The sequence below is a fragment of the Streptomyces sp. NPDC001393 genome (genome assembly GCF_053597455.1).
Map to the genome: position 1 here is coordinate 1 of NZ_JBSFIH010000023.1, position 12,620 is coordinate 12,620.

Annotated in this window: 12 protein-coding genes; 3 read left to right on the forward strand and 9 right to left on the reverse strand. The window is 73.8% G+C overall.

Annotated elements, in window-relative coordinates:
• Window positions 1–299: SDR family NAD(P)-dependent oxidoreductase (locus ACWC2T_RS23840; protein ID WP_450672364.1), on the reverse strand; the 299-nt coding region annotated here is incomplete at its 3' end.
• Window positions 300–416: 117 nt separating this feature from the next.
• On the opposite strand from ACWC2T_RS23840, the gene ACWC2T_RS23845 reads away from it, so the two are divergent.
• Entirely contained in the window at window positions 417–752 is a 336-nt protein-coding gene (locus tag ACWC2T_RS23845) for a hypothetical protein (RefSeq protein WP_450672365.1), read from the forward strand.
• A 60-nt stretch (window positions 753–812) separates the two neighbouring features.
• On the opposite strand, the gene ACWC2T_RS23850 is transcribed toward ACWC2T_RS23845, so the two are convergent.
• Both ACWC2T_RS23850 and ACWC2T_RS23855 read right to left on the reverse strand, forming a co-directional pair.
• The gene (locus tag ACWC2T_RS23850) at window positions 813–1,760 is read right to left on the reverse strand and encodes a hypothetical protein (RefSeq protein WP_450672366.1); all 948 of its coding nucleotides are present in this window, start codon (window positions 1,758–1,760) and stop codon (window positions 813–815) included.
• The gene (locus ACWC2T_RS23855) at window positions 1,757–2,560 is read right to left on the reverse strand and encodes a phosphatase PAP2 family protein (RefSeq protein WP_450672367.1); all 804 of its coding nucleotides are present in this window, start codon (window positions 2,558–2,560) and stop codon (window positions 1,757–1,759) included. Before ACWC2T_RS23855 ends, ACWC2T_RS23850 begins: the two co-directional genes overlap by 4 nt.
• A 244-nt stretch (window positions 2,561–2,804) precedes the next feature.
• On the opposite strand from ACWC2T_RS23855, the gene ACWC2T_RS23860 reads away from it, so the two are divergent.
• A complete protein-coding gene (locus ACWC2T_RS23860) occupies window positions 2,805–3,419 on the forward strand; it encodes a TetR/AcrR family transcriptional regulator C-terminal ligand-binding domain-containing protein (protein WP_450672368.1) in 615 nt (204 codons plus the stop codon).
• A 203-nt stretch (window positions 3,420–3,622) separates the two neighbouring features.
• Here ACWC2T_RS23860 and ACWC2T_RS23865 read toward each other — a convergent pair whose 3' ends face one another.
• The gene (locus ACWC2T_RS23865; RefSeq protein ID WP_450672369.1) at window positions 3,623–4,690 is read right to left on the reverse strand and encodes a DUF2510 domain-containing protein; all 1,068 of its coding nucleotides are present in this window, start codon (window positions 4,688–4,690) and stop codon (window positions 3,623–3,625) included.
• A gap of 498 nt (window positions 4,691–5,188) precedes the next feature.
• On the opposite strand from ACWC2T_RS23865, the gene ACWC2T_RS23870 reads away from it, so the two are divergent.
• Complete coding sequence (locus tag ACWC2T_RS23870; RefSeq protein ID WP_450672370.1) at window positions 5,189–7,873, forward strand: ATP-binding protein; 2,685 nt, start codon at window positions 5,189–5,191, stop codon at window positions 7,871–7,873.
• 16 nt (window positions 7,874–7,889) lie between these two features.
• Here the strand turns inward: ACWC2T_RS23870 and ACWC2T_RS23875 are convergent, their stop codons facing one another.
• The 5 genes from ACWC2T_RS23875 to pcaH form a co-directional block, all read right to left on the reverse strand.
• Window positions 7,890–8,681, reverse strand: a complete 792-nt coding sequence (locus tag ACWC2T_RS23875) for an SDR family NAD(P)-dependent oxidoreductase (RefSeq protein WP_450672371.1) — start codon at window positions 8,679–8,681, stop codon at window positions 7,890–7,892.
• 64 nt (window positions 8,682–8,745) lie between these two features.
• Complete coding sequence (gene pcaDC, locus ACWC2T_RS23880) at window positions 8,746–9,873, reverse strand: bifunctional 3-oxoadipate enol-lactonase/4-carboxymuconolactone decarboxylase PcaDC (RefSeq protein WP_450672372.1); 1,128 nt, start codon at window positions 9,871–9,873, stop codon at window positions 8,746–8,748.
• Window positions 9,870–11,210: a 3-carboxy-cis,cis-muconate cycloisomerase gene (pcaB, locus tag ACWC2T_RS23885; protein WP_450672373.1), complete on the reverse strand. Its 1,341-nt coding sequence runs from the start codon at window positions 11,208–11,210 to the stop codon at window positions 9,870–9,872. Before pcaB ends, pcaDC begins: the two co-directional genes overlap by 4 nt.
• Window positions 11,207–11,809 carry a protocatechuate 3,4-dioxygenase subunit alpha gene (gene pcaG, locus ACWC2T_RS23890; protein WP_450672374.1) on the reverse strand — a complete coding sequence of 201 codons (603 nt, stop codon included), beginning with the start codon at window positions 11,807–11,809 and terminating at the stop codon, window positions 11,207–11,209. The genes pcaB and pcaG overlap by 4 nt, the downstream gene beginning before the upstream one ends.
• A 5-nt stretch (window positions 11,810–11,814) precedes the next feature.
• Complete coding sequence (gene pcaH, locus ACWC2T_RS23895; RefSeq protein ID WP_450672375.1) at window positions 11,815–12,588, reverse strand: protocatechuate 3,4-dioxygenase subunit beta; 774 nt, start codon at window positions 12,586–12,588, stop codon at window positions 11,815–11,817.
• Window positions 12,589–12,620: the final 32 nt, after the last annotated feature.

A 12,620-nucleotide genomic window follows, 5' to 3' on the forward strand; every position in this document is an offset into this window, starting at 1 on the left:
CCCGAGGCGAGGAACCGCTCGGCGAAGCCGCGCACACTCTCCAGGTCGCCGAGGTCCAACTCGTCCAGCTCGACGCCGGGAAGGCCGGCCAGCGCCTGCTCGGCGGTGGCCGGGCGGCGGGCGGGCACGACCACGTGGGCGCCGGCCCTGACGAGCGAACGGGTGGTCTCCAGGCCGATCCCCGAGTAACCCCCGGTGACGAGGGCAAGCTTGCCCGTCAGGTCGATGCCCTGCAGGACGTCGTCGGCGGTACTGGTGGCGCCGAAACCCGATCCGATCTTGTGCTGTGCGGTGCTCATGTCCGGAACGCTACGAGTTCGAGTGCTCTCGAAGTCAAGCGCCGCCCCGGCGGTCGCGGCTCTGAGAAACCTCAAGTGTTTTGCCACGCGGAGGGTGCGGAAGCCACCATGATCCACATGGCAGTTTTCGCAGGACTGAGCAAGAGGCATGACGTCGTGCCCGTCATCCGGGACGCGGACCTGGTCGCCGTCGCCCTGCGCGCGGCGCTGGCCGGTGCATCGCCCGAGGAGCGCCCGGGCCTGGAACGGGCCGTCGCACTCGTCGAGTCGACCGCAGCGGCCACCGAGGGCCAGGTGCGCGCCCGTTGGGTCCGCTCCCGGCTGGCCGCTGTCGGCTTCGAGGGGGACATCGCCTCGGTCGCGGCCGTGAAGGCACTGCGCCAGGCGGAGCCGAGGCTGAGCCTGCTGGCGTCGGTGCAACTGCAGAAGGAAGCAGTGGCCCACCCGGAGTGATCCGGCCCTTCACCGCCCGCACTCCGTGCCGGGGCCGGGGTCGTGCCGACGCGTCCGGGGTCAGAGTGCCGTGAGATGTCCGGGCTCTTCCGGCTGCCGCGGTACGAGGGCTGGTTCGGCGGTTGCCGTGCTCGGTTCCAGGGCCAGTACGGCGGCCACGGGGTGGTCGTCGTCCTCGGGTGCCGGATCCGGCGCGACCCGGGTGAGCAGTACCACTCCCCGGGACGCCAGGCCCGCTCCGACGAGCGCCAGCAGGAGGCCGGCCGGGCCGCCGTGGAGGCCCTGGCCGAGCAGCGTGAGGCCGATGACCGCGGCGGCCACCGGGTTGGCGAGGGTGACCACGGCCAGCGGCGCGCCGAGGCCGCCGCGGTAGGCGGTCTGGGAGAGCAGCAGCCCGCCGACGGCGAACGCGGCGACGAGTACGGCGACCACGACGACCTCGGTGCTCAGGGCCGGCCCCGTGCGGTCCGTGGCCGCCACGGTCACCGTCTGGGTCAGCGCCGAGGCGACACCGGAGGCGAAGCCGGACGCCGTGGCGTGCCGGATGCCCGGCCGGGCGCCGGGCCAGGAGAGCATGCCGATCGCGGCCGCGGTCGTACCGGCGACCGCCAGTGCCTCGGTCAGCGACAGCACCCGTGCGGGCGCCGGACCGGAGGCGGTGACGAGCAGCGCGGCGAGCCCGAGCAGCGTCAGCGCCGTACCGCGCCACTCCACCGCGCTGACCCGGCGCCCGGTCGCCCGCGCGCCGAGCGGTACGGCCGCGACCAGGGTGAGCGCGCCGAGCGGCTGGACGAGGGTGAGCGGGCCGTACCTGAGGGCGATGACGTGCAGCAGGGCGGCGGCCGCGTTCAGGCCGACCGCCGACCACCAGGCGCCGGTGCCGAGCAGCCGCAGCAGGCCGGTGCCGGTGCTGCGGGAGGCGAGGCGTTCCTGGGCGACGGCGGCCAGTGCGTAGGCGATCGCCGAGATCAGGGAGAGGGCGACGGCGATCACCGCGGCGGCGCTCACCGACCCGCTCCCGCCAGGACGGGCTCGCGCGGCGCGAGCCGGCCGGCACCGTGATCCGCCGTGCCGGCCGTCCGGCGCGGCGGACGGATCACGGCGAGGGCGACGCCGAGCATGGCCGTCGCGACGACGGCGTCGAGCCAGTAGTGGTTCGCCGTGCCCACGATCACCAGCAGCGTGATCAGCGGGTGCAGCAGCCAAAGCCATCGCCACCGGGACCGGGTGGCCACGATCAGGCCGATCGCCACCATCAGCGCCCAGCCGAAGTGCAGCGACGGCATCGCCGCGAACTGGTTGGACAGGTGGTCGCTGGACGGCGGGCCGTACACGTCCGGGCCGTAGACCCGCGCGGTGTCCACCAGGCCGGTGCCGGTCAGCATCCGCGGCGGGGCCAGCGGGAACGTGAAGGGCAGCACCAGCGCGGCGGTGGTGACGACCGCGAGGACCCGGCGGGCCCACACGTAGTGCGCGGGCCGTCTGAGGTACAGCCAGACCAGGAAGGCCAGCGTCGCCGGGAAGTGGACGGCGGCGTAGTAGGTGTTCGCCAGATGGACGAGGGTGTCGCCGTGCAGCAGTGCGGACTGTACGGCGCTCTCGCGGGGGAGGTGCAGTGCCCGCTCCAGGTCCCACACGCGGTGGGCGTTGTGCAGGGCGTTAGCGGTGTGGCCGGTGGCCAGTTGCCGGCCGAGCTTGTAGACGAGGAAGAGTCCCGCGACCAGCAGAAGCTCACGTATGAGCGCCGGGCGCGCCAGGGCGTCCGGCGGCTCCGCTGCTGCCTCTGCAGGCTCGGTTCGGGCGATCATCCCCCGGCCCCTTCGCTGACGGTGGTGCGTGTGGTGGTGCGGACGAGCCCGGCCCCCCTGGACACGAGCTCATCGATACGTCATCGTACCGATACGCCAGTGTACCGATACGGTCGAGTACCGGTACACTTGCGTGTCGGTTGAGGTACGACACACTGGAGAAGGGTCCACGGCGCCGCTGGAGAAACGCTTGAGCGGGGCGTGCGCCGACGGCCCACCGGACACGAGTGAGGGGAAGCACAGCATGACGTCGCAGGCCGCGGACGCACCGGAGACGGTCGTCGCCTCGCGCCGCTCCAAGATCACGCCCGAGCGTGAGCGGGAGTTCTTCGACGCCGTGCTCGAGCAGATCCGCGAATGCGGCTACGAGTCCGTCACCATGGAGGGCGTCGCCGCCAGCACCCGGTGCAGCAAGTCCACGCTCTACCGGCAGTGGAAGACCAAGCCCCAGTTCGTCGCGGCCGCGCTGCGCGCCAACCGCCGGGTGAGGTTCGCCGGCATCGACACCGGATCGCTCGCCGAGGACCTGCGCCAGGCCGCACGGGCCGCGGGGGACTGGTCCGGCAAGGACACCAAGCTGCTCCAGGCGCTGGGGCCCGCGGTGACCGCGGACCACGAACTGGCCGAGGCACTGCGCGAGGCGCTGGTGTATCCGGAGATCGCCGCGCTGCAGGAGATGCTCGCGCGGGGCGTGGCACGGGGCGAGGTGCGGGCCGGGCATCCGGCGCTGGAGTACGTCCCGGCCATGATGTTCGGTGTGCTGCGCGTCCGGCCGGTGCTCTGCGGCCAGTACGCCGACAGCGACTATCTCACCAGGTTCGTGGAGGCCGCCGTGCTGCCCGCACTCGGGCTGACCTGAGACCCAGGCCGCCGTTCACGGGATGACTGAACGGCGACCTGCCGGCGCCGCACCGTGGGGACGGGGGCGGCGCGCACCCCCGGCCGGGTGGGGCTCCTCTTGAGCGGAGGGGCGCCCCACCCGGCCGCATCACGTCCCGCGCCCCACCCGGCCGCATCACGTCCCGCGGGCCGCCGAGCGGATCAGGTCCCGGCGGCCACGGATCACACGTCCTGGCCGTTCCCGCCGCCGGACGACACCTTGATCCCCTTGAGGATCTCGTCGATGACCGACGTGTCCTGTCCGACGTCGATGCCGAAGCGCACCACCACGATCTGCCTGGCGTCGTCGGGGGAGGGGAAGGCGACCGACTCGACATAGCCGTCGGCGCCCTTGCTGGTGACGGCCTTCCAGCGCACCATGTACCCCTTCTGCCCCGCCACCGTCACCGCGCCGGAGCCCAGCACCTGGTGCGAGGTGATGCTGCCGTAGGTGGTCCCGCCGTAGGACTCCTTGGCGTTGGCCGCGATGTCCGCCTCGGCGACCTTCTGGGCCGTGTCGCCCGCGATGCGCAGCGCCTGGGCCGGAGCCGTGTAGGCGCCGCCCGAGGTGCAGATCTGGCTGGAGTCGCCCGGGCACTTGTAGGAGTCGTCGGAGGTCACCTGCGCGCCGACGCTGATCGTCCGCCCCGTCCAGCCCTTCGGCACCGGCAGGCTGATGCCGTTGACCGGGTCCGGCACCGTGCCGCCGCCCTTGACCTTCGGTGCCTCGGACTGGTTCGGCGACGGCGAGGCCCCACCGGACCCACCCGGACCGCCCGAGTCTCCGGAGCCGCCCGAGCCCCCGGACCCGCCCTGACCGCCGAAGCCGCCGCCCGGACCGCCGTCCTGCCCGCCCGCTGCGCCCTGTCGCGACCCGGCCCGGTCGGCAGTGCTGCCGCCGGGATCCTTGGTCAGGGCCCATGCGCCGAGCGCGATGCTCGCCAGGACCGTGGTCGCCACCGCGACGGCCACCCCCATGCGCACCCGGCGCCGGGACCCGCTCGGCGGCGGGGCGGGGTAGCCCGCATACGCCGGGTACCCGGGCTGCGCGCCGTAGGCGGCAGGAGCCGCGGGCGCCGCCGGGTGCGGGCCGGCGGGCGGCGGCTGTGTCGGGGGACCCCACGTGGCGGCCGTCCCGGCGGGACGGGTCTGGTCCGTCCAGGCCTTGCCGTCCCACCAGCGTTCGGTGGGCGGACCGTCGTTCGTCTGCCCGGGGTCGGGGTACCACCCGGGAGGAGTCACCTGCGTCATGACCCCACCGTATGAGGCGACGGTGAAAGTGTGATGAGAGGATCCGCCGCCCATCGACCGGACCGGACATTTCGGCACCAGGATTCTTCCCACTGCTCGCATACGGCCCCCCGGTCACCGATCTCCTGCGACCCCGGCGTCCGAGCCGCGCAGCCGGAGCGGCCCGAAGGTCCCCCCGTAGCGGAGAAACCCGCCGCCCGCCCCGTGGCCGGAAGACCCCGGAAAGCCGTGGACATCGGGCTCCTGCAATTCCTGCCCCTCGAACCCGATGGCCCCCCGCACCAGTTGTCACCACGCGCCTCCGGAACCGGCCACTCCCCAGGCTGGGTTGACGGTCCATCGGCTGTGGACCGGCTGTTCGGGCCGGGTGTGCGTCGCCTGCCCGCACCCACTTTCACCCGCCGGGGCAACAGCTGCCCCGAGCGGCCACCACACCTCCCGCCGGACGGCTACGCTCATCTTCTGTACGTCATTCGGGCGACCTGGGGAGGTAACGGGATGACGGAGGGACGGCCGCCGACGGCCGCCTCGGCTTCCCTGTGGGAGCGGGACGCGGAGATCGCCACCGTCGCACAGGCACTCGACCTCCTGTGCGCCGATCAGTCGTCCGCGGGCAGCCTGCTGGTCTTCCGCGGCGAGGCGGGAGTCGGCAAGACCGCGCTGCTGGCCGAGACACGCCGCATCGCCGAACGCCGTGGCTGCGTCGTGTGGTCCGCGCGCGGCGCTGAGACCCTGAAGTCCGTCCCGTTCAACGTGGTACGGCAACTGCTCCAGCCCGCCCTGCTGTCGTTGCTGCCCGAGGAGGCCCGCGAGTACCTCGGCGACTGGCACGACATCGCCGGACCCGCCCTCGGCATAGTGGATCCGCAGGAGGGCAGCGCCGACCCGCAGTACGTGTGCGACGGACTCGTCGCCGCCGTGCGCCGGCTCGCCCGCCGCGAGTGGCCGCTGGTGCTGCTGATCGACGACGCGCACTGGGCGGACCAGGAGACCCTGCGCTGGCTCGCCGCGTTCGCCGAACGCCTGGACGACCTCTCCGTCCTCGTGGTGGTCGCCCGCCGCCCCGGCGAGGTCAGCGGCGACAGCGCCCGCCACCTCGACGCGGTGACCGCCGCCGCGGGCCGCCCCGTCACCACCCTCAAGGCCCTCACCCCCGATGCCGCGGCGGGCCTCACCCGGGCCGCCCTCGGCCGCCACGCCGACGACGCGTTCTGCCGCGAGGTCTGGGCCGTCACCGGGGGCAACCCCTACGAGACCACCGAACTCCTCGCCAAGGTGCGCGACAGCGAACTGCAGCCGGTCGAGGCCCGGGCCGGCGAACTGCGTGCCCTCAACCGTGCCGCCCGCGGCGGCGGACTGGTCGACCGGCTCAAGGGACTCGGCCTGGAAGCCACCCAGTTCGCCTGGGCGGCCGCCATCCTGGGCACCGGCATCACCGTCGACATGGTCGCCCGCCTCGCCACCATGGACGAGTCCGTCGCACGGCACAGCGCCGACCTGCTCCGCACCGCCCGCATCCTCACCGAACCCGAGCGCGCGGCCGGCCGCGAACGCGAGGAGGGCGAGCTGGAGTTCGTCCACCCGGTCATCGCCACCACCGTCTACAACTCCATCCCCTCCGGCGTGTGCACCGCCATGCACGGCGTCGCCGCGCAGATCATCACCGAGCTGGGACGCGGCGCCGCCCAGGCCGCCCGGCACCTGCTGAAGGTGCACCCCGACGGCGACGAGGAACTCGTCGAGCAACTGCGCGAGGCCGCCCGCGAACACCTCGCCGTCGGCGCCCCCGACGCGGCCCGTACCTGCCTCGAACGCGCCCTGCAGGAGCCGCCGCTCCCCGAGGTCCACGCGCACGTCCTGTACGAACTGGGCTGCGCCACCCTGCTCACGGCACCCGCCGTCACCATCGACCACCTGCAGTTCGCGCTGGGCATGCCCGGACTCGACGGCGAGCGGCGGGTCGACGCGGTGGTCCGGCTCTCCCAGGCGCTGCTCCACAACGACCAGCTGGAGGAGGCCGTCCGCACGGTCGAGGCCGAGGCCGCCCGGCACGAATCCGGCCCCGTGAAGATGCGGCTGCAGGCCGTGCAGTTCATGTGGGAGGGCATCCACGGCGAGACCGTCTCCCCGGCCCGCTCCCGGCGCCTCGCCGAACTCGCGAGTACCTGCACCGGCCGCGACAACTCCGAACGCGCCCTGCTCATCCTGCGCGGCTTCGACGCCATGACCCACGGTGAGAGCGCCGACGAGGTGCTCGAACAGTGCGACCGCGCCCTCGTCAACGGCCGGCTCGCCCCCGGCCTGGGCTGGACCGACCCCGAATGGGGCATCGAGCTGCTGATGATGCTCGGCAGCGCATACGCCTACGCCGACCGGCTCGACCGCGCCGAGAGCCTGTTCGCCGAGGCCCTGCGCGTCTACACCGGCGCCGGCTGGCGCGGCGGCCACCTCTCCCTCGCCAACGCCTTCCTCGGGCTCGCCTACCGCAGGCAGGGCCGGCTGCGCGACGCCGAGTCCACCCTGCGCGAGGCCCTGGTCCTCGCCGAACGCGTCGGCCGCCGGCTGCCGCTGTACTGGTCGGCGACCTGCGGACTGGTCGACACCCTGCTGGCCCGCGGCCGCATCGACGAGGCCTGGTCCATCGCCGAGCAGTACGGCTTCGCGCCGCCCTACCCCTCCACGATCGTGCTGCCCGACATCCGCTGTGTACGCGGCCGGCTGCTGCTCGCCGTCGGCCGCACCGAGGAGGGCATCCACGAGCTGGAGGCCGCCGAGAAGATCGCCGCCTCGCGCGGCGGCCACAACCCGGTCCTCTCGCCCTGGTCCGTCGACCTCGCCCGGGCCCTCGCCGACCGGGACCCGGAGCGGGCCGCACAACTCGCCGCCGACGCCCGCCGGCAGGCCGAGCGCTTCGGCACGGACACCGCCATCGGCGAGGCACTGCGCTGCGCCGCCGCCCTGGAGACCGGCGGGCGTGCCGTCCAGCTCGCCGCCCGGGCCGTCACCTACCTGGAGGCCTCACCCTGCCAGTACGAACACGCGGCGGCCCGCGTCGAGTACGGCATCGCCGCTCGCTCCGTCACGGAGCTGGGCCGGGGGCTGGACCTCGCCCGGGCGTGCGGCGCGGAGGGGCTGGCGGACCGGGCACGGGAGGTGCTGGAGACGGGGCGGGGACTGCGGTAGCGCGGTCCGGGCGACCTCACACCGTGAGCAGCTGCTCCGTCACCGTCGCCAGGCGCTTGCGGACCTCCGGGTCGTACGTCTCCTCGTGCGCCCGGGCCCGCCGCGTGCCGTCGTAGTAGCCGCCGCTGCCCGACTCACGGGTGGCCAGGGCCAGTACGCCCGACGCGCCGTCCGCGACCGAGTTCCACGGGGCGATCCCGCTCTCGCGGACCATCGCCGTGTCCATGAAGGTCGCGGGGTGCAGGACGTTCACCGACACCCCGCTGTCCGCCAGTTCCTCCGCGAGCGTGAAGGTGTGCGCGGCCAGGGCGAACTTGCTGCGGCAGTACGCCGACATCCCGCTGTAGCCGCGGCTGAGTTCCGGGTCGGTGACGTCGAGGGGTTCCTGGCCGGCCGAGCCGACGTTCACGATCCGGGCCGGCGTGTTGGCGCGCAGGACCGGCAGCAGGGACCGGGTGAGGACGACCGGCGCGAGATAGTTCACGGCGAGCCGCAGCTCGTGCCCGTCGGCACTCAGCTCCCGCCCGGAGCCGGGCGTGCCGCCACCGACCCCCGCGTTGTTGATCAGCACATCGAGTTCGGGATGTGCCTCGGCGACCCGGGCGCCCAGCTCGCGCACCTCGGCGAGGCGGGCCAGGTCGGCGACGAACCCCTCGGCCTCGCCCTCCGTACGCAGCTCCGCGACCAGCCGCTCGGTGCGCTGCCGGTCGCGGCCGTGGGCGAGGACGACATGGCCGGCACGGACCAGTTCGAAGGCCACGTACCGGCCCAGTCCCGAGGTGGCGCCGGTGATCAGAATGGTGGACATGGTCCCACCCTAGGCACGGCCCGCCGCCGCGAGGGAGGTTCTGGCGAAGCTACGACCCGCAGGGTCACCCTCCCTCGCCGTCCTCCTCGTCGAGCACCCGCTGTGCCGTCGCGAACGCGGAGTTGGCGGCCGGCACCCCGCAGTAGACGGCGGTCTGCAGCAGCACCGCGCCGATCTCCTCGGGCGTCAGCCCGTTGCGCCGCGCCGCCCGGACGTGCATCGCCAGCTCGTCGTAGTGGCCGTGGGCGACCAGCGCGGTCAGCGTGATCATGCTGCGCTCGCGCCGGGACAGCGTCGGATCGGTCCAGATCTCGCCCCAGGCGTAGCGGGAGATGAAGTCCTGGAACCGGGCGGTGAACGGGGTCTGCCGGGCCTGCGCCCGGTCCACGTGTGCGTCGCCCAGCACCTCCCGGCGCACCGCCATCCCACTCGCCGGCGGCCCGTCGAGCTGGGTGCGCAGCGCCGTCAGCACGGCCTGCGGGCACTCGGCGGGCGCCAGATGGGAGGCGCCCGGCAGCTCCACCAGCGTCGAGCCGGGCACCGCGTCGGCGATCTCCCGCAGATGCGCGGGCGGCGTCGCGGGATCCTGCCGGCCCGCCACCAGCAGGGTCGGTACGGCGATGTCGCCGAGCCGGTCGCGCAGGTCGAACGCGGCGAGCGCGTCGCAACAGGCGGCGTACGCCTCCGGATCGGCCTCCCGGTGGTCCCGGACCAGCCTCGGGACGGTGAAGCCGGGCGTGAACCAGCGTGCGTCGGCGCTCTCCACCAGCCACTCCATGCCCTCGCGGCGCACCCGCTCCGCCCGCTCCCGCCAGGCCGTGCGGCCACCGAAGTGGGCGGAGGAACACAGCACGGCCAGGGAGGTCAGCCGGTCGGGATGGTGCACGGCCAGGTGGAGGCCGACGGCGCCGCCGAGGGAGACGCCCGCGTAGGCGAACAGGTCGATGCCGAGCGCGTCGGCCAGCGCCAGCACCAGTGCGGCGAGGTCGCCGACGGTCGCTCCCGGTCCGATCAGCTCCGGCGCCGAACCGCCGTGACCGGGCAGGTCCCAGCGCACCACGCGGTGGGTGGCCGACAGCTCGGGCGCGACCGCGTCCCACAGGGCGTACGAGGTGCCGAGCGACGGGCCCAGCAGCAGCGGGGGCGCCGAGACCGGGCCTTCTGCCAGGTGGTTCAGGAGTTTCTCGGTCAATGTCGCTCCAGGGCACGGTCGGTGAGAGTCCCGGCGAAGCCGGTGTAGTGGGCGGGGGCGCACAGGTCGTCCAGGTCGACGTCCTTCAACTCTGCCTGTTCCGCGAGCAGTTCACGCAGCGGGCGGTCCTCGGCGTGGGCGCGGCGGGCCAGTTCGGTCAGCAGCTCCTTGGCGCGTGCGCGACCGAGCACGGGGCTGAGGGCGGCGGACAGCCGCTCGGACACGATCAGGCCCCGGGTGATGCCGAGGTTCCGGCGCATCGCGGCGGGGTGCACGCGCAGGCCCTCGGCCAGCTCGGCCGCGTGGGCGGCCGCGCCGCCCGCCAGGCGGAGCAGGTCGCGCAGCGGCTCCCACTCGGCATGCCAGGCGCCGGCCGGCCGCTCGTCCTCCGCGGCGAGGGAGCCGTACAGCGTGGCGGCGAGCTGGGGGGCACGCCGGGCGGTGGCCAGGAGGAGCGTGGCGCGCACCGGGTTGGCCTTGTGCGGCATGGCCGACGAGCCGCCGCCGCTGCCCTCGCTCACCTCGCCGATCTCGGTGCGCGACAGGGTCAGCACATCCACGGCGAGCTTGCCCAGCGCCCCCGTGGCGAAGGCCAGGCACCCCGCCAGGTCGGCGACCGGCGTGCGCAGTGTGTGCCAGGGCAACGTCGGTGCGGCGAGGCCGACTTCGCGGGCGTACGCCGCCGTCAGCGCCGTGGCGTCCCGGGCGCCGTACGCCCGGAAGGCGGCCAAGGTCCCGGCCGCGCCGCCGAGTTGGGCGGGGAGTGCCTCCCGCACCCGGGTGACGCGGTCCCTCGCGTCCAGGACCAGCGAGCGCCAGCCGGCCGCCTTCAGCCCGAACGTGGTCGGTACGGCGTGCTGGGTGAGCGTCCGTCCCGGCATCACCGTCTCCCGGTGCCCGGCGGCGAGTCCGGCCAGCGCCCGCTCGGTGCGGCTCAGGCCGGCGAGCACGAGGCCGAGGGTGCGCGCGGCGACCAGCATCGTTGCCGTGTCCATGATGTCCTGGCTGGTGGCACCCCGGTGCACGTAGGGGCCGTACTCCTCGCCGACCGCTCGGGTCAAGTCGGCGACCAGCGGGATGACCGGGTTGCCGCCGGCCGGGGTCCGCGCGGCCAGGTCGCGGAGGTCGAACCGCTCCGGGGCGGCCGCCTCGGTCACCGCCGCGGCGGCCTCGGCCGGGGCGAGTCCGAGCGCGGCCTGTGCCCGGGTCAGCGCGGCCTCGGCGTCGAGCAGCGCCCGCAGATACGCGTGGTCACTGGTCTCGGTCGCGGCGTCCGACAGCGCCCATTCGGGTGCGAGCAGACCGGTGCCGGCGTACGGAGGGGGCGCAGATGTCACTGGAACTCCAGGAAAACCGTCTCGCCTTCGCCCTGAAGGCGGATGTCGAAACGGTAGGTGCCCGGGCCCTCCTCGGCGGCGATCAGCGTGTCGCGCCGGTCGCCCACCCGGGTGAGCAGCGGGTCGGCGGCGAGCGCGGCCTCGTCGCCCGGCAGGTAGATACGGGTGAACAGGTGGACGAGCAGGCCGCGCGCGAAGACGCAGACGCTCAGGTACGGCGCGTTCCCGCCGCGTGCGCCGGGACGCAGCGTGCGCGCGTACCAGTGGCCGTCGGCGTCCGTCTGGATGCGCCCCCAGCCGGTGAACTCCACGCCGTTGCGCCCGAGATACCCGCCGGTGGCCGGGTCGCGCCGGATGGAGCCGTCGACCTGCGGCACCGTGCCGTCGGGGCGCGGCCCCCACAGCTCGACGAGCGCGTCCGGCAGCGGACTGCCCTCGCCGTCGAGGACGTACCCGTGCACGGTGATCGTTTCCGGGTGGCCGAGCGGGGCGATCTCCTCGCCGCCGCGGAAGGGCAGGGCGTAGCCGTAGAAGGGGCCGACAGTGTGGGACGGAGTGGGCAGCACCTGCTCCGGGCTGCTCGTGCCGGTCTTCGTCATGACGGTCAGCGTCCTTCCTCGATCCAGGTGGCGGCGGGGCCGTCCAGCACGATGTCCCAGCGGTAGCCGAGCGAGAACTCCGGCACCGACAGGCTGTGGTCGTAGGTGGCGACCAGCCGCTGCCGCGCCGCGTCGTCCGTCACCGACTGCAGGATCGGGTCGTACGGGAACAGCGGGTCGTTCGGGAAGTACATCTGCGTCACCAGCCGCTGCGTGAACGCCGTGCCGAACACCGAGAAGTGGATGTGGGCCGGGCGCCAGGCGTTGACATGGTTGCGCCACGGGTACGGGCCGGGCTGGATGGTGGTGAAGTGGTAGTGGCCCTCGTGGTCGGTGAGGGTACGGCCGACGCCGGTGAAGTTCGGGTCGAGCGGGGCGTCGTGCTGCTCGCGCTGGTGGGCGTAGCGGCCCGCCGAGTTGGCCTGCCAGATCTCGATCAGCTGGCCGCGCACCGGGCGCCCGTCGCGGTCCAGCAGCCGCCCGGACACGGTGATCCGCTCACCGATCGGCTCGCCGCGGTGGTGCCGGGTCAGGTCGTTGTCGATCCCGGTGATGTCGCGCTCCCCGAAGGCGGGGGAGTGCAGCTCGACCAGTTCCGGGTCCTGGGCGGTCTCGATGGTGACCAGGGGCTGCTTGGGGTGGCGGAGCACGGAGGAACGGTACGGCGCGTAGTCGCGGCGCGGGTGGTGCTCGACGGGGGCGCCGTCGGCGACGCGCTTCTCGTACGCGGCGTGCTCGGCGGCGATCTCCTGGTCGATGTCCTGCTGGGTGAGAGTCATGGGGATACCTGACGCTTCCTTGGCGTTCGAGG